Raw genomic sequence first — 15,878 nt, 5'->3', positions numbered from 1 at the left:
GCTGCTGTCGCTTCAAGTATAGCAGCGAAGGCGCTCAGGATTCGAGATGTTTATTTTTACGCTGATGGCCAGTCCCATATGGGACTATCAACTCGAGATATTCGCCTTACAATGGTCAGTAATTAATCCGGGTTTAAATATTCCTTTAATTAAATATTGCTGATCTTAGAGGCCACTCCATGAATTTAAATCAGATAGCGAAACACCTGGCACTGGCCGGTGTTTTAACATCAATATCTTTTTCCGCACTGGCGGCTAACCAGCCCCAGGATGCGACGCCCGCAACGCAGCAGGCGAATAACGCACTTTATAATAAATTACCCTTTGCCGATAAAACTGACTTTGATAATGCGCATAAAGGCTTTATCGCCCCACTGCCGCCAACGATGATCAAAGGTAAAGAAGATAACGTTATCTGGAATCCAGCAAAATACAATTTTGTGAAAGAAGGGGTTAAAGCGCCGGATACCGTTAACCCCAGCCTGTGGCGTCAATCGCAGCTGATTAATATTGGCGGCCTGTTTAAGGTGACCGATGGCGTTTACCAAATCCGTAATCTCGATCTCTCCAACATGACCATTATTGAAGGTCAGAAAGGGATCACGGTTATCGATCCGCTGTTGAGCGCCGAACCGGCCAAAGAAGCGCTGGAGCTCTACTACACTAACCGCGGCAAAAAACCGGTGGTCGCCGTCGTCATCACGCACAGCCACGTTGACCACTACGGCGGCCTGCGCGGTGTGGTTGACGAAGCTGACGTGAAATCCGGCAAGGTGAAAATCTACGCCCCTGAAGGCTTTATGAAAGAGGCCGTTTCCGAAAACATTATGGCCGGTACCGCCATGAGCCGTCGCGCCAGCTATATGTATGGCAACCTGCTGAAACCGGATGCCAAAGGGCAGGTTGGCGCCGGGCTGGGGACCACAACCTCGGCGGGTACCGTTACGCTGCTGCCGCCGACCAACTACATTACCCACACCGGTCAGCAGGAAGTGATCGACGGCTTAACCTACGACTTTATGATGGCGCCGGGCTCGGAAGCGCCGTCGGAAATGCTGTGGTACGTCAAAGAGAAGAAAATGATCGAAGCGGCAGAGGATGTAACCCATACTCTGCACAACACCTACTCCCTGCGCGGCGCGAAAATTCGCGATCCGCTGGCCTGGTCGAAATACATTAACGCCGCTATCGAGCGCTGGGGCGACACCGCCGAAGTGATTATCGCCCAGCACCACTGGCCGACCTGGGGTAACGACAACATCGTCAAGCTGATGAAAGGCCAGCGCGATATGTATCGTTATATCAATGACCAGACGCTGCGCATGGCCAATAAAGGCCTGACCCGCGACGAAATCGCCGCCAACTTCAAACTTCCGCCATCGCTGGAGAAACAGTGGTCCAGCCGCGGTTACTACGGTTCCGTCAGCCATAACGTGAAAGCGACCTATGTCTACTACCTTGGCTGGTTCGACGGCAACCCGGCAACCCTTGATGAGTTACCGCCAGAAGAAGCGGCGAAGAAGTTCGTCGAATATATGGGCGGGGCGGATGCCATCATGCAAAAAGCGAAGGCCGACTACCAGCAGGGTAATTATCGCTGGGTGGCGCAGGTAACCAGTAAAATTGTCTTTGCCGACCCGCAGAATGCACAAGCGCGTAACCTCGAAGCCGATGCGCTGGAACAGCTCGGTTACCAGGCGGAAGCCGGTACCTGGCGAAACTTCTACCTGACCGGTGCGCAGGAATTACGTAACGGCGTACAGCCGCTGCCTACGCCAGACACCGCCAGCCCGGATACCGTGCGGGCGATGACGCCGGAAATGTTCTTTGACTATCTCGGCGTACATATCAACGGTGAAAAGGCGGGAGCGGCGAAAGCGGTCTTTAATATCGATCTGGGTAAAGATGGCGGGAAGTACAAGCTGGAGCTGGAAAACGGCGTACTCAACCATACCGCCAATGCCGAAGCGAAAGAGGCCGACACGACGATTACGCTCGATCGCGCGACCCTGAATAAGATCATCCTCAAAGAGGAGACGCTGAAACAGGCGCAGGATAAAGGCGAAGTGAAAATCAGCGGAAATATCGCGAAGCTGGAAGCGTTGCTGGGCTATATGGACAAGTTTGATTTCTGGTTCAACATTGTCACACCGTAATCCAGTCGGCAGGCCTGAGCCCAGTGATTAACTGGGCTTACACTTTCCTATCTCCCCCACCTTACCTGCGCCGCAGACACACTTCGGCGCAGGCCAAATATACATGGGTTACGGACGACCACGTCCCGCAAAATCAGACAATTTCGCACCTCAATCGCCCGCATCGCCTCCCCGACTCGCCATTTATCGACCACACTTAGTATCACGCGACCACCGCGTCGAGCCTGATAAAAAAAGAGATTAAGATGAAAAAAGTGGCCATCGTCGGCGTCGGCCCCACCGGGATCTACACCTTACACGCCCTGGTTGAGCACGGAGAACCGCTGGCAGTTCAGCTCTATGAGCAAGCCGAAGAGGCGGGCGTCGGTATGCCTTACAACAGCGACAATACCTCGCCGCATATGCTGGCAAACATTGCCAGCATCGAGATCCCCCCCATTTACATCACCTACCTCACCTGGCTGCAGAACCAGAGCGATGACTATCTGGCGCAGTTTGGCGTTGAGCGGACCTCACTGCATGAGCGGCAGTTTTTACCGCGCGTGCTGCTTGGCGATTACTATCGCGATCGCTTTCTGGCGGTGATGGAAAAAGCGCGGGAGACGGGGTTTGACGTTAGCCTTTATGAATCAAGCGAAGTCACCGACCTGCGAGCGGATGACCATGGCGTCGGCCTGTGGGTGAATCACGCCCCCCAGCCGGTGCTGGTTGATTTCGCCGCCATCGCCACCGGCCATCTGTGGCCGGAGGAAGACACCTCGTCGCGGCCCTATTTCCCCAGCCCCTGGACGGGGCTGATGGACGCCGCGATCCCCGCCTGTCGCGTCGGCATTCTGGGAACGTCGCTTAGCGCGATTGACGCGGCGGTGGCGGTGGTATGTCAACACGGCGCGTTCACCACCGATGCGGACGGTGAGCTGCATTTTCAGCGCCGCCCGCAAAGCCAGAATCTGACGCTCACCCTGATGTCCCGTACCGGCGTGCTGCCGGAGGCGGATTTTTACTGCCCTCTGCCGTATGAGCCGCTGGATATCGTGACCGACGCGGCGCTGGAGCAGGCGATCGCGCAAGGGGCGAAAGGGTTGCTGGATCGCGTCTTCTCGCTGATCGTTCAGGAGCTTCAGCACACCGCGCCGGGCTGGTGCGAGCAGATAGCGCTGGAACAGCTAACCGCCGACACCTTCGCCGACGCCTGGTTTGCCGAGCGGAAAAAACACGATCCTTTTGCCTGGGCGCGGCTTAACCTGCAGGAGGTGGAACGCAACAAACAGGTCCAGCACACGGTGCCGTGGCGCTATGCCCTGCTGAGGCTGCATGAGGTCATTGAAGAGGTGGTACCGCATCTTGAGGACCACGATCGGATGCGCTTCAAACGGGGGCTGGCGCGCGTATTCATCGATAACTACGCGGCGATCCCGTCCGAGTCCATCCGCCGTCTGCTGGCGCTGCACGAGGCGGGGTTAATGGAGATCCTGGCGCTGGGCAACGAATACGAACGTTACGATGAGCCGACCAAAACGGTGATTGTTCACCATGGCCAGCGCCGGGAATACGATATCTTCATCAACGCGCGCGGTCAGAAACCGCTGAAAAGCAAAGATATTCCTTTCCCCAGCCTGCGTCATCAGCTGCTGGCCTGCGGCGATGACATTCCGGATATCGGCGAGGATTACACGCTGCTGGCGCCGGAGGCCGCCCGGGGCCGTATCGCCTTTGGCGGGCTGCCGTGGCTGATGCACGACCGGCCGTTTACGCAAGGGCTCACGGCCAGCGCCGATATTGGCGCGGCCATGGCCCAGGCATTAATCAAGCCGACGCTCAACCGGCGGCGCAAGCTGTGGGAGGAAGCGTAAACTAACGCCAGGCCGAGCGGCCAGCCAGCGCAAAGCGGCCCGCGCCCAGGAAGGCAATCGCCAGCGCGGCAACAAAGAAATAGACCAGGCTCTCAATTGCCCAGGCGCCGGTTTTATCCAGCGCCGCGGTTTTATCGAGGCCGACCATCAGCCAGGCCACCACCATGGTAAACGCCAGCACCAGCGCCGCCGGGCGCGTTAGCACGCCAAGGATCAGCAGGATCGGGGCCACCACTTCGCCCACCAGCACGCCGTAGGCGATAAAGCCCGGCAGCCCTTTGGCCACCAGCATGGCGCTAATCCCGTCGACGCCGTCGAAAAGCTTGTGCAGCCCGTGGAACAGCATCAGCCCTCCCACCGCCAGACGCAGCAACAGCTTGCCAAAATCGTCGCACGACAGCGTACGGTTTAGCGCATTTAAGAATGTTGTCATCATTTTCATTTTCCCTGTTTTATCCCTGTTGAACATCACGTTACTGCTTCTCATTTGCAAATTATACCTGCTGAAAATAGGGGTATTTTCCCAGCGAAACGACAGGATTCATCTAAACTTGTAACCGGTATCACAATTCAGGAGATGGAAAACCATGAAACAAACCGTGGCTAACTACATTGCCAAAACGCTCGAACAGGCCGGCGTGAAACGTATCTGGGGCGTGACGGGCGATTCGCTCAACGGCCTGAGCGATAGCCTCAACCGCATGGGCACCATTGCGTGGATGCCGACGCGGCATGAAGAGGTTGCCGCTTTCGCCGCTGGCGCAGAGGCCCAGCTGACGGGCGAGCTGGCGGTGTGCGCCGGGTCATGCGGGCCGGGAAACCTGCACTTAATCAACGGCCTGTTTGACTGCCACCGTAATCACGTGCCGGTGCTGGCTATCGCGGCGCATATTCCGTCGAGCGAAATCGGCAGCGGCTATTTTCAGGAGACGCATCCTCAGGAGCTGTTCCGTGAATGCAGCCACTACTGTGAGCTGGTCTCCACCCCCGAACAGATCCCCCAGGTGCTGGCGATCGCGATGCGAAAAGCGGTGCTGAACCGTGGCGTGTCGGTTGTTGTCCTGCCGGGCGACGTGGCGCTGAAGGCCGCGCCGGAAAGCGCCAGCAGCCACTGGTATCCGGCTCCGCATCCTATCGTTACGCCACCGCAAAGCGAGCTGGAAAAACTGGCCGAGCAGCTGAAATCATCGCGCAATATTACGCTACTGTGCGGCAGCGGCTGCGCCGGGGCGCACGACGAGCTCACGGCGTTTGCTGAAAAACTGAAATCACCGATCGTTCACGCGCTGCGCGGTAAAGAGCACGTCGAGTACGATAACCCTTACGACGTGGGCATGACCGGGCTAATCGGCTTCTCCTCCGGCTTCCACGCCATGATGAATGCCGATACGCTGATTCTGCTCGGCACACAGTTCCCGTACCGCCCGTTCTACCCCACCGAAAGCACCATCATTCAGATAGATATCAACCCTGCCAGCATCGGTGCGCACAGCAAGGTGGATATGGCGCTGGTCGGCGACGTGAAAACCACGCTGGGGGCGCTCTTACCGCTGCTGGACGAGAAGACCGACCGCAGCTTCCTCGACAAAGCGCTGGAGCACTATCGCAGCGCGCGCAAGGGTCTCGACGATCTGGCGAAGCCCAGCGACAAAGTGATTCACCCGCAGTATCTGGCGCAGCAGATTAGCCATTTTGCCGCCGAAGACGCCATTTTCACCTGCGACGTTGGCACGCCGACGGTATGGGCCGCCCGCTATTTGCAGATGAACGGCAAGCGCCGCCTGCTCGGCTCCTTCAACCACGGTTCAATGGCCAACGCCATGCCGCAGGCGCTTGGCGCACAGTCGACCGAGCCGGGTCGTCAGGTGGTGGCAATGTGCGGCGACGGCGGCTTTAGCATGCTGATGGGCGATTTCCTGTCGGTGGTGCAGATGAAGCTGCCGATCAAAATCGTGGTCTTTAACAACAGCGTGCTGGGCTTCGTGGCGATGGAGATGAAGGCCGGGGGTTATCTGACCGACGGCACCGAGCTGCACGACACCAACTTCGCACGTATTGCCGAAGCCTGCGGTATCACCGGCATTCGCGTCGAGAAAGCCGCCGACGTTGACGAGGCTTTACAGCGCGCCTTCAGCATCGATGGCCCGGTGCTGGTTGATGTGGTCGTCGCCAAAGAGGAGCTGGCCATTCCGCCGCAGGTCAAACTGGAGCAGGCCAAAGGTTTCAGCCTGTATATGCTGCGCGCCATCATCAGCGGGCGCGGCGATGAAGTGATCGAACTGGCGAAAACCAACTGGCTCAGGTAAAAATGGAGGCATTCTTCTGCATTTAAAAAGGAAATGCCGTGATTGACCTCCGCAGTGATACCGTAACCCGCCCGACGCGCGCCATGCTCGAAACGATGATGGCCGCGCCGGTCGGCGATGACGTCTATGGCGACGATCCAACCGTTAATGCCCTACAGCAGTACGCCGCCGAGCTGGCGGGTAAAGAGGCGGCGCTGTTCCTGCCCACCGGCACCCAGGCCAACCTGGTGGCGCTGCTCAGCCACTGCGAACGCGGCGAAGAGTACATCGTCGGCCAGGGCGCGCATAACTATCTGTATGAAGCGGGCGGCGCGGCGGTGCTGGGCAGCATTCAGCCGCAGCCGATCGACGCGGCGTCCGACGGCACGCTGCCGCTGGATAAAGTCGCGGCGAAAATTAAAGCCGATGATATCCACTTCGCGCGCACCAGGCTGCTGAGCATTGAAAATACCCACAATGGGAAGGTCCTGCCGCGTGAATATCTGAAAGCGGCATGGGACTTCACCCGCGAGCGCGGGCTGGCGCTGCACGTCGACGGCGCGCGCATCTTCAACGCGCTGGTCAGCTACGGCTGCGAGCTAAAAGATATTGCCCAATACTGCGACTCGTTCACCATCTGCCTGTCGAAAGGGCTGGGCACGCCGGTCGGCTCGCTGCTGGTCGGCAATCATGACTACATTAAGCGCGCCAACCGCTGGCGGAAGATGACCGGCGGCGGCATGCGCCAGGCCGGTATTCTGGCGGCGGCGGGGCTGTATGCGCTGCAACACAACGTCGCACGGCTCCAGGACGATCACGACAACGCCGCCTGGCTTGCGGCCGAGCTGCGCGAGATTGGCGCTGACGTGATGCGTCACGACACCAATATGCTGTTCGTGCGCGTGGGCGAAGAAAACGCCGCCGCGCTGGGCGAGTTTATGCAGGCGCGCGGCGTGCTGATGAACGCCTCCCCCATCGTCCGCCTGGTCACGCATCTTGACGTTAACCGCCAGCAGCTGGCAGACGTGGTAGCCCACTGGAAAGCCTTTTTAGCGCGTTAAGGAGACGACGTGTCACAGTCAATTCTGGTCTTTGGCGCCAGCGGCTATATTGGCCAGCATCTGGTGTCGGCATTAAGCCAGCGCGGCCATACCGTGCGGGCGGTGGCACGTCGCGTTGAACGGCTGCAAAAGCTCCAGCTTCCCGGCGTGACCTGCCATTCCGTCGACCTGGAAAAAGACGGCGATCTCGCCCGACTGTTGGACGGCGTGGAGACCGTCTACTATCTGGTCCACGGGATGGGTGAGAGCAAAGATTTTATCCAGCACGAGCGCCGGGTGGCGGAGAACGTGCGCGACGCGCTGCGCGCGACTCCGGTTAAGCAGCTGATCTTTCTCAGCTCGCTGCAAGCGCCGGAGCACCAGCAGTCGCCGCACCTGCGCGCCCGTCAGCTCACCGCCGATATCCTGCGCGATGCGGGCGTGCCGGTCAGCGAACTGCGCGCCGGGATCATCGTCGGCGCCGGGTCGGCGGCCTTCGAGGTGATGCGCGACATGGTCTACAACCTGCCGGTGCTCACGCCGCCGCGCTGGGTACGTTCTCGCACCACGCCGATTGCGCTGGAGAATCTGCTGGTCTATCTGGTCGAGCTGCTCAACCACCCGGCCTCTGAGCACCGCGTGTTTGAAGCCGCCGGGCCGGAAGAACTGACCTACCAGCAACAGTTCGAACATTTTATGGCGGTCAGCGGCCGCCACCGCCCGCTGATCCCGATCCCCTTTCCCACCAGCTGGATCTCGGTATGGTTCCTGAACGTGATCACCTCGGTACCGCCGACCATCGCCAAGGCGCTGATCCAGGGCCTGAAGCACGATCTGCTGGCGGACGATCGCTCACTGCGCGCGCTGATCCCGCAAACGCTGATCCCCTTCGATGAAGCGGTACGCCGTACGCTGGAGGAGGAGAAAAAGCTGGCCAACTCCAGCGACTGGGGCTACGACGCCCAGGCTTTCGCCCGCTGGCGGCCGGAGTATGGTTTCTTCGCTAAACAGGCGGGCTGCACCGTCAGCACTCAGGCCAGCCTGCCGGCGCTGTGGCAGGTGGTCAACCAGCTGGGCGGCAAAGAGGGCTATTTCTTCGGCAATATTCTGTGGAAAACCCGCGCGGCGATGGACCTGCTGGTGGGGCATCGGCTGGCGAAGGGCCGCCCGGAGCAGGCGCTGCTGCAGGTGGGCGATACCGTCGATAGCTGGAAAGTGATTATCGTCGAGCCGGAAAAATCGCTCGCGCTGCTGTTTGGCATGAAGGCCCCCGGCCTCGGTCGACTGTGCTTTACGCTGGTGGATAAAGGCAGCCATCGTGAACTTGACGTCCGCGCCTGGTGGCATCCGCACGGTATGCCAGGATTAATCTACTGGCTGTTGATGATTCCAGCACATCTGTTCATCTTCCGCGGCATGGCGCGGCGTATTGCCCGCCTGGCAGAAGAAGTCACAGGAAAAAGTGCGCAATAACCCTTTTTCGTTTTAGTTTCCCATTGCATACGAGTGAAATAAACGGAAGAATGCGCACGAAACTCTTTTTTTACACTGTGGATGATTATGAAGGTACTGGTTACCGGCGCCACGAGCGGATTAGGCAGAAATGCCGTTGAATATCTGTGCCGTAAGGGCATTAGCGTCAGAGCGAGCGGTCGCAATGAAGCGATGGGCAAACTGCTGGAGAAAATGGGCGCGGAGTTCGTCCATGCTGACCTGACCGAACTGGTCTCCTCTCAGGCTAAGGTGATGCTGGCCGGCGTTGACACCCTTTGGCACTGTTCAAGCTTCACGTCGCCGTGGGGCACACAGGCCGCCTTCGACCTGGCGAACGTTCGCGCGACGCGTCGCCTCGGGGAATGGGCCGTAGCCTGGGGCGTGCGTAACTTTATCCATATCTCTTCACCGTCGCTCTACTTTGACTATCACCACCACCGGGATATCAAAGAAGATTTTCGTCCGCACCGTTTCGCTAACGAATTCGCCCGCAGCAAAGCCGCTGGCGAAGAGGTGATTCAGCTGCTGGCGCAGGCCAACCCCAATACGCGCTTTACCATTCTGCGTCCGCAAAGCGTCTTTGGCCCGCATGATAAGGTGTTTATCCCGCGTCTGGCGCAGATGATGCACCACTACGGTAGCGTGCTGCTGCCGCGCGGCGGCCACGCGATGGTTGACATGACCTACTACGAAAACGCCGCCCACGCCATGTGGCTCGCCAGCCAGCCGCGCTGTGGCGATTTGCCTTCTGGCCGCGCCTACAACATCACCAACGGTGAACCACGCACGCTGCGCAGCATCGTTGAGCGGCTAATCGACGAGCTGGACATTGCTTGCCGAATTCGTTCAGTGCCTTATCCGATGCTGGATATGATTGCCCGCAGCATGGAGCGCTTTGGCGATAAGAAAGCCAAAGAACCGTCGCTGACCCACTACGGCGTGTCTAAGCTGAACTTCGACTTTACGCTCGACATCAGCCGCGCGCGCGAAGAGCTGGGCTATGAACCGATTGTCTCGTTAGACGACGGCATCGTGCGCACCGCCGCCTGGCTTGAGGATCACGGCAAGCTGCACCGCTAGGGCTTAGCCCTGGCCATATTTCTCCAGCAGCGCTTCGGCAATCGCCAGACTTTCCATATCCGCTACGCCGTCATAGCGCGTCGGGCGGAAGTGCATCTGGAAGGCGGCAATCACCCGCATCTTCTGGAGCTGGGTCATATTCGGTTTGACGTCATAGCCATAGCGCGCCAGCAAATCCAGCAGGGTATACGAGGCTATCGGCGCATTCGGCGAGCGGCCGTTCAGATAGAAGGCCACGCGGCTGGCATCCGGCCACGCGCCGATACCCTGCTCCGCCAGCGACTGCCACGGGAATAACGGGCCGGGATCGTCCTTACGCTGCGGCGCAATATCGGAATGCCCGACCACGTTTTGCGGTTCGATGTTGTAGCGTTTGATGATGTCCTTCACCAGCGGCACCAGCGCCTGGATTTGCGCCGGTTCAAACGGCGTGAAGAACTTCGTCCCCTCCGACTTCTGCCAGCCGCGGTTTTCCAGCTCGATACCGATAGAGGTATCGTTGATGCGGGTTGCCCCGCGCCAGAAACTCGGCCCCGCGTGCCACGCCAGCTCGGACTCCGGCACCAGCTGCCAGATGCGCGGCTTGCCGCGTACCAGCGGCGGCACGGCGGGAATCAGATAATGCACGCTGACATCCTTACCCGTCAGCGCGGTGAGCGAGACGTCAAAATCATCCGCCGTGTAGTGGATCACCAGCATTTTAATACGCGGATACGCCGCCGGGGCCGAACGGCTGGTATCGAGCACATAATCCGGCTTCTCAATAACCGCCTTTTTCTCATCGTTACTGGCGCATCCCGCCAGTAACACCGCCAGCATGGCGATCGTCAAAAAACGTTTCATCTGCGCGTTTTGACCGCCGTACCGCTGACGCTCACCATCAACATACTGCTGTCTTTACCTACAGTTTCATAATCTATATCGATGCCGACAACCGCATCGGCGCCCAGCGCCGCGGCCTGCTCGCCGAGCTCTTTAAAGGCGATTTCGCGCGCTTTGCGCAGCTCTTTCTCATACGCCCCCGAGCGGCCGCCGACGATGTCGCGGATGCCGGCGAAGAAATCACGAAAAATATTGGCGCCTAAAATCGCTTCCCCGGTCACCACGCCGCAGTATTCGACAATCGGTTGGCCTTCAAGAGTGGGGGTGGTTGAAAATTGCATGGACAGCTCCTTCGTTAACGTTCAATGCCTTAGCTCTCAGCGCTAAACGCATTATCGGACCGATACGCTATGCTTGAAAAGGGATTACTTCATTATCGTATACGTAAATCGCGCCCGCTGCATGGCGGCGGTTGCTACGCCCGTCGACGGCGTAGAAGCGACTAATGTTGAGACTGCTAACAAGGAATCACTATGCGTTACACCAACCTTGCACTTATTCTTCCCGCTGCGCTATTGCTGAGCGCCTGCACCACCGTAACACCCGCCTACAAAGATACCGGCACGCGCGTCGGGCAGTGCGTTGAAGGCGGCCCGGATACCGTGGCACAAAAATTTTACGACGACCAGATCCAGCACCGGACTAGCGATATCACCGCCCTGCGCCCTTACCTCAGCGACGGCCTCGCCAAACTGCTGAACGAGAGCAGTCAGGATGCCAGCAAGCGTTCGCTGATGCAGTCGGGGCTGTTCTCCAGCAGCGCCACGGCACCTGATTCGGCAAGCGTGGCTAGCGCTTCGACTATCCCGAATACCGATGCCCGCAACATTCCGCTGCGCGTCGATGTAAAACAGGGGACCCAGAGCTGGAAAGATGAAGTGCTGATGATCCGCGAAGGCCAGTGCTGGGCGGTGGACGACGTGCGCTATCTTGGCAACAACAGCCACGCGCCAGCGGGTACGTTGCGTCAATCTCTCGAAAAACGTTAATAAAGTGTAAACAAATCCTGCTAAATCATTTATCCCGGCAAAATGTCTGGCATTCCCCCAGGAATGCCGACATTTATACCCCGCGCCCACCCCGACCGTTATTTTGTGCTAACTTTAAAACAAAAGTTGGTTTATATTTAAGTTTTAACGCACAAATATTGCATAACTATTCTGTCAAAGGTACTATTTGCGGCCTCAATTGCTGATAATTCCTCTACGGCTGATACCTTCAGCGGGGAAATGTAAGAGCGGCAGCAGAGTAAGCACCTGGCATTTCCAGGGCGAGGACAACTCTTTCGTGACGGGTATCAATGAGCATTAAATTAGACGGCATTAACTGCTTTTATGGCGCACATCAGGCGCTGTTCGACATCACGCTGCAGTGCCCGGAGGGCGAAACGCTGGTACTGCTTGGCCCTAGCGGCGCGGGCAAAAGCTCACTGCTGCGCGTGCTGAATCTGCTGGAGATGCCGAAGTCCGGTACCCTGGCGATTGCGGGTAACCATTTCGATTTTGCCAAAACCCCGTCAGATAAAGCGATTCGCGAACTGCGTCAAAACGTGGGTATGGTCTTCCAGCAGTACAACCTGTGGCCTCACCTGACGGTGGTACAGAACCTGATTGAAGCGCCGTGCCGCGTGCTGGGCTTAAGCAAAGAAAGTGCGATGGCCCGCGCCGAAAAACTACTCGAGCGTTTACGCCTCAAGCCGTTCAGCGACCGCTATCCCCTGCACCTTTCCGGCGGCCAGCAGCAGCGTGTGGCGATCGCCCGCGCGCTGATGATGGAACCGCAGGTACTGCTGTTTGACGAACCGACCGCGGCCCTCGACCCGGAAATTACCGCCCAGATCGTCAGCATCATTCATGAACTGGCGGAAACCAACATTACCCAGGTGATCGTCACCCACGAAGTGGAAGTGGCGCGTAAAACGGCCAGCCGCGTGGTGTACATGGAAAACGGTTATATCGTCGAACAAGGCGATGCAAGCTGCTTTAACAGCCCACAGACCGATGCATTTAGAAGTTATCTTTCTCACTGAGATTCAGGACAATGACGATGAAAAAAGTACTGATTGCCGCGCTGCTTGCTAGCGTCAGCCTCTCCGCAGGTGCTGCTCAGACTATCCGTTTTGCTACCGAAGCTTCCTACCCTCCGTTTGAGTCCATGGACGCCAACAACCAGATCGTCGGCTTCGACGTGGATCTGGCCAACGCGCTGTGTAAAGAGATCGACGCCACCTGTACCTTCAGCAACCAGTCTTTTGATAGCCTGATTCCAAGCCTGAAGTTCCGCCGCGTCGACGCGGTGATGGCCGGTATGGATATCACTCCGGAGCGTGAAAAGCAGGTGCTGTTCACCACCCCGTACTACGACAACTCCGCGCTGTTTGTCGGCGTGAAGGATAAGTTCACCGGCATCGACCAGCTGAAAGGCAAAAAAGTCGGCGTGCAGAACGGCACCACGCACCAGAAATTCATCATGGATAAACATCCGGAAATCACCACCGTGCCGTACGACAGCTACCAGAACGCGAAGCTGGATCTGCAAAACGGCCGTATTGACGCCGTCTTCGGCGACACCGCCGTGGTCACCGAATGGCTGAAGGCCAACGACAAGCTGGCCGCCGTGGGCGACAAAGTGACCGATAAAGGCTACTTCGGCACCGGGCTGGGCATTGCCGTACGTCAGGGCAACACCGAGCTGCAGCAGAAATTCAACGCTGCGCTGGAAAAAGTGAAGAAAGATGGCACTTACGAAACCATCTACGCTAAATGGTTCCAGAAGTAAGACTTGATGAACGAAATGTTTCCTTTAGCAAGCGCCGCCGGCATGACCGTCGGCCTTGCGGTTTGTGCGCTGATTATCGGCCTTGCGCTGGCGATGTTTTTCGCGGTGTGGGAGTCGGTGAAATGGCGCCCTATCGCCTGGATTGGCTCCGCGCTGGTCACGGTGCTGCGCGGCCTGCCAGAAATCCTGGTGGTGCTGTTTATCTACTTTGGCTCATCGCAGCTGCTGCTGACGCTGTCCGACGGCTTTAACATCAACCTCGGTTTCGTGCAGATTCCGGTGCAGATGCAGATCGAAAACTTCGACGTCAGCCCGTTCCTGTGCGGCGTGATTGCCCTCTCCCTGCTGTACGCCGCCTACGCCTCGCAAACCCTGCGCGGCGCGCTGAAAGCGGTGCCGGTCGGCCAGTGGGAGTCCGGCCAGGCGCTGGGGCTGTCGAAAAGCGCGATCTTCTTCCGCCTGGTGATGCCGCAGATGTGGCGTCACGCGCTGCCGGGGCTGGGCAACCAGTGGCTGGTGCTGCTGAAAGATACCGCGCTGGTGTCGCTGATAAGCGTGAACGATCTGATGCTGCAAACTAAAAGCATCGCCACCCGTACCCAGGAGCCGTTTACCTGGTACATCGTGGCGGCGGCCATTTATCTGGTGATTACCCTGCTCAGCCAGTACATCCTCAAACGCATTGACCTGCGTACCACTCGCTTCGAACGGAGACCAGGCTGATGCTCGAGTATTTACCGGAACTGATGAAAGGGCTGCACACCAGCCTGACGCTGACCGTCGCCTCCATCGTGGTGGCGCTGGTGCTGGCGCTGATTTTCACCATCATCCTGACGTTAAAGACGCCGGTGCTGGTGTGGCTGGTGCGCGGTTATATTACGCTGTTTACCGGCACGCCGCTGCTGGTGCAGATCTTCCTGATTTACTACGGCCCAGGCCAGTTCCCGACGCTGCAGAACTACCCGATGCTGTGGCATCTGCTCTCCGAGCCGTGGCTGTGCGCGCTGATTGCCCTATCGCTGAACAGCGCCGCCTACACCACGCAGCTGTTCTTCGGCGCTATTCGCGCCATTCCGGAAGGCCAGTGGCAGTCGTGTAACGCGCTGGGGATGAGTAAGAAAGATACGCTGGCGATCCTGCTGCCGTACGCGTTTAAGCGCGCGCTCTCCTCCTACTCTAACGAAGTGGTGCTGGTGTTCAAGAGTACCTCTCTGGCCTACACCATTACGCTGATGGAAGTAATGGGCCACGGGCAGCTGCTGTACGGCCGTACCTACGACGTGATGGTGTTTGGTGCCGCCGGGCTGGTTTACCTCGTCGTCAACGGCCTGCTGACGCTGCTGATGCGCCTGATTGAGCGTAAAGCGCTGGCCTTCGAACGCCGCAACTGATTTTTGCATAATCACCAAAACACAAAACGGATAAGTCGCTGGCTTATCCGTTTTTTTCACATCAATAAAAAATAATTACTCAAATATATTGCATACAAATTCACTTAATGGCATTGTAGATTCATGCCACACGCAGGGCAGCACCCCATAAGCGAGACAGACAGGAGCTCATCCATGAAAAAATTAGTACTGGCCGCCTTACTGGCCACCGTTGCCGTCGGCGCTCAGGCCGCAGAAAAGATCAGCTTCGGCGTTTCCGCAACGTACCCGCCATTTGAATCCATGGATGCCAGCAACCAGATTGTCGGCTTCGACATCGATCTGGCTAACGCGCTGTGCAAGCAGATGCAGGCCGAATGTACCTTCACCAACCATGCGTTCGACAGCCTGATTCCGGCGCTCAAGTTCAAGAAATATGACGCGGTGATTTCCGGTATGGATATCACGCCGGAGCGCAGCAAGCAGGTGGCGTTTACCGACGCCTACTACGCCAACTCGGCGCTGGTGATTGCCAAAAAAGGCGAGTTCAAAAGCTTTGACGACCTGAAAGGCAAACGTATCGGGATGGAAAACGGCACCACCCACCAGAAATACCTGATGGATAAGCACCCGGAAGTAAAAACCGTGGCCTATGACAGCTACCAGAACGCGATTATCGACCTGAAAAATGGCCGTATCGACGGCGTATTTGGCGACACCGCGGTGGTTAACGAATGGCTGAAAACCAACCCGCAGCTGGGCGCAGCCACTGAGAAAGTGACCGACCCGCAGTACTTCGGCATTGGCCTCGGCATCGCGGTACGCCCGGATAACAAAGCGCTGCTGGAGAAACTGAACGGCGCGCTGAAAGCGATTAAAGCCGACGGCACCTACCAGAAAATCAACGATAAGTGGTTTGCTGAGTAAGACGTCACTTCCC

The 15,878-nt window shown here is 57.9% G+C and carries 15 protein-coding genes; 12 read left to right on the top strand and 3 right to left on the bottom strand.

The annotated features are described in order from the left end of the window. Nucleotides 1-179: 179 nt before the first annotated feature. Both ACK5JN_RS13405 and ACK5JN_RS13400 read left to right on the top strand, forming a co-directional pair. Entirely contained in the window at nucleotides 180-2,156 is a 1,977-nt protein-coding gene (locus ACK5JN_RS13405; protein WP_416870645.1) for an alkyl/aryl-sulfatase, read from the top strand. A 245-nt stretch (nucleotides 2,157-2,401) separates the two neighbouring features. Continuing rightward, nucleotides 2,402-4,009, top strand: a complete 1,608-nt coding sequence (locus tag ACK5JN_RS13400) for an FAD-NAD(P)-binding protein (RefSeq protein WP_416870644.1) — start codon at nucleotides 2,402-2,404, stop codon at nucleotides 4,007-4,009. 1 nt (nucleotide 4,010) lies between these two features. Here the strand turns inward: ACK5JN_RS13400 and ACK5JN_RS13395 are convergent, their stop codons facing one another. Then, nucleotides 4,011-4,445 carry a DoxX family protein gene (locus tag ACK5JN_RS13395; RefSeq protein WP_416870643.1) on the bottom strand — a complete coding sequence of 145 codons (435 nt, stop codon included), beginning with the start codon at nucleotides 4,443-4,445 and terminating at the stop codon, nucleotides 4,011-4,013. A 151-nt stretch (nucleotides 4,446-4,596) separates the two neighbouring features. Between ACK5JN_RS13395 and poxB the strand changes: the two genes are divergently transcribed. From poxB to ACK5JN_RS13375, 4 genes are all read left to right on the top strand, one after another. Further along, entirely contained in the window at nucleotides 4,597-6,315 is a 1,719-nt protein-coding gene (poxB, locus tag ACK5JN_RS13390; RefSeq protein ID WP_416870642.1) for a ubiquinone-dependent pyruvate dehydrogenase, read from the top strand. A 38-nt stretch (nucleotides 6,316-6,353) separates the two neighbouring features. Beyond that, nucleotides 6,354-7,355 carry a low-specificity L-threonine aldolase gene (ltaE, locus tag ACK5JN_RS13385; protein ID WP_416870641.1) on the top strand — a complete coding sequence of 334 codons (1,002 nt, stop codon included), beginning with the start codon at nucleotides 6,354-6,356 and terminating at the stop codon, nucleotides 7,353-7,355. Nucleotides 7,356-7,364: 9 nt separating this feature from the next. Continuing rightward, on the top strand, nucleotides 7,365-8,807 hold the full coding sequence (locus ACK5JN_RS13380) for a DUF2867 domain-containing protein (protein WP_416870640.1): 1,443 nt from the start codon (nucleotides 7,365-7,367) through the stop codon (nucleotides 8,805-8,807). Between the two features lie 87 nt (nucleotides 8,808-8,894). Next, nucleotides 8,895-9,908, top strand: a complete 1,014-nt coding sequence (locus tag ACK5JN_RS13375; protein ID WP_416870639.1) for an NAD-dependent epimerase/dehydratase family protein — start codon at nucleotides 8,895-8,897, stop codon at nucleotides 9,906-9,908. A gap of 3 nt (nucleotides 9,909-9,911) precedes the next feature. Here the strand turns inward: ACK5JN_RS13375 and ACK5JN_RS13370 are convergent, their stop codons facing one another. Together ACK5JN_RS13370 and ACK5JN_RS13365 are read right to left on the bottom strand one after the other, a co-directional pair. Beyond that, nucleotides 9,912-10,751 (bottom strand): N-acetylmuramoyl-L-alanine amidase, encoded by an 840-nt coding sequence (locus tag ACK5JN_RS13370; protein WP_416870638.1) that lies wholly within the window; start codon nucleotides 10,749-10,751, stop codon nucleotides 9,912-9,914. After that, a complete protein-coding gene (locus ACK5JN_RS13365; RefSeq protein ID WP_065355648.1) occupies nucleotides 10,748-11,071 on the bottom strand; it encodes a heavy metal-binding domain-containing protein in 324 nt (107 codons plus the stop codon). The genes ACK5JN_RS13370 and ACK5JN_RS13365 overlap by 4 nt, the downstream gene beginning before the upstream one ends. 192 nt (nucleotides 11,072-11,263) lie before the next feature. Between ACK5JN_RS13365 and ACK5JN_RS13360 the strand changes: the two genes are divergently transcribed. From ACK5JN_RS13360 to artJ, 6 genes are all read left to right on the top strand, one after another. Next, entirely contained in the window at nucleotides 11,264-11,779 is a 516-nt protein-coding gene (locus ACK5JN_RS13360; protein ID WP_416870637.1) for a lipoprotein, read from the top strand. 311 nt (nucleotides 11,780-12,090) lie between these two features. Beyond that, nucleotides 12,091-12,819, top strand: coding sequence for an arginine ABC transporter ATP-binding protein ArtP (gene artP, locus ACK5JN_RS13355; protein WP_416870636.1), 729 nt, complete (start codon nucleotides 12,091-12,093; stop codon nucleotides 12,817-12,819). Between the two features lie 17 nt (nucleotides 12,820-12,836). Beyond that, nucleotides 12,837-13,568: an arginine ABC transporter substrate-binding protein ArtI gene (gene artI, locus ACK5JN_RS13350; protein ID WP_416870635.1), complete on the top strand. Its 732-nt coding sequence runs from the start codon at nucleotides 12,837-12,839 to the stop codon at nucleotides 13,566-13,568. 6 nt (nucleotides 13,569-13,574) lie between these two features. Next, complete coding sequence (artQ, locus tag ACK5JN_RS13345) at nucleotides 13,575-14,291, top strand: arginine ABC transporter permease ArtQ (RefSeq protein ID WP_416870634.1); 717 nt, start codon at nucleotides 13,575-13,577, stop codon at nucleotides 14,289-14,291. Then, entirely contained in the window at nucleotides 14,291-14,959 is a 669-nt protein-coding gene (artM, locus tag ACK5JN_RS13340; protein WP_416870633.1) for an arginine ABC transporter permease ArtM, read from the top strand. Before artQ ends, artM begins: the two co-directional genes overlap by 1 nt. Nucleotides 14,960-15,133: 174 nt before the next feature. After that, nucleotides 15,134-15,865, top strand: a complete 732-nt coding sequence (gene artJ / locus ACK5JN_RS13335) for an arginine ABC transporter substrate-binding protein ArtJ (protein WP_416870632.1) — start codon at nucleotides 15,134-15,136, stop codon at nucleotides 15,863-15,865. Nucleotides 15,866-15,878 lie beyond the last annotated feature (13 nt).

The organism is Kluyvera sp., assembly GCF_047971185.1.
Classification (GTDB): domain Bacteria; phylum Pseudomonadota; class Gammaproteobacteria; order Enterobacterales; family Enterobacteriaceae; genus Kluyvera.
This window is presented reverse-complemented; position numbering and strand designations above follow the sequence as displayed.

Bases quoted from the DNA above. Each gene is read 5' to 3' on its own strand.
- poxB (WP_416870642.1), top strand. From the start codon at position 4,597: ATGAAACAAACCGTGGCTAACTACATTGCCAAAACGCTCGAACAGGCC.
- ACK5JN_RS13365 (WP_065355648.1), bottom strand. From the start codon at position 11,071: ATGCAATTTTCAACCACCCCCACTCTTGAAGGCCAACCGATTGTCGAA.
- ACK5JN_RS13405 (WP_416870645.1), top strand. From the start codon at position 180: ATGAATTTAAATCAGATAGCGAAACACCTGGCACTGGCCGGTGTTTTA.
- ACK5JN_RS13375 (WP_416870639.1), top strand. From the start codon at position 8,895: ATGAAGGTACTGGTTACCGGCGCCACGAGCGGATTAGGCAGAAATGCC.
- ACK5JN_RS13360 (WP_416870637.1), top strand. From the start codon at position 11,264: ATGCGTTACACCAACCTTGCACTTATTCTTCCCGCTGCGCTATTGCTG.
- artQ (WP_416870634.1), top strand. From the start codon at position 13,575: ATGAACGAAATGTTTCCTTTAGCAAGCGCCGCCGGCATGACCGTCGGC.
- ACK5JN_RS13370 (WP_416870638.1), bottom strand. From the start codon at position 10,751: ATGAAACGTTTTTTGACGATCGCCATGCTGGCGGTGTTACTGGCGGGA.
- artI (WP_416870635.1), top strand. From the start codon at position 12,837: ATGAAAAAAGTACTGATTGCCGCGCTGCTTGCTAGCGTCAGCCTCTCC.
- artJ (WP_416870632.1), top strand. From the start codon at position 15,134: ATGAAAAAATTAGTACTGGCCGCCTTACTGGCCACCGTTGCCGTCGGC.
- artP (WP_416870636.1), top strand. From the start codon at position 12,091: ATGAGCATTAAATTAGACGGCATTAACTGCTTTTATGGCGCACATCAG.
- ACK5JN_RS13395 (WP_416870643.1), bottom strand. From the start codon at position 4,445: ATGATGACAACATTCTTAAATGCGCTAAACCGTACGCTGTCGTGCGAC.
- ACK5JN_RS13400 (WP_416870644.1), top strand. From the start codon at position 2,402: ATGAAAAAAGTGGCCATCGTCGGCGTCGGCCCCACCGGGATCTACACC.
- artM (WP_416870633.1), top strand. From the start codon at position 14,291: ATGCTCGAGTATTTACCGGAACTGATGAAAGGGCTGCACACCAGCCTG.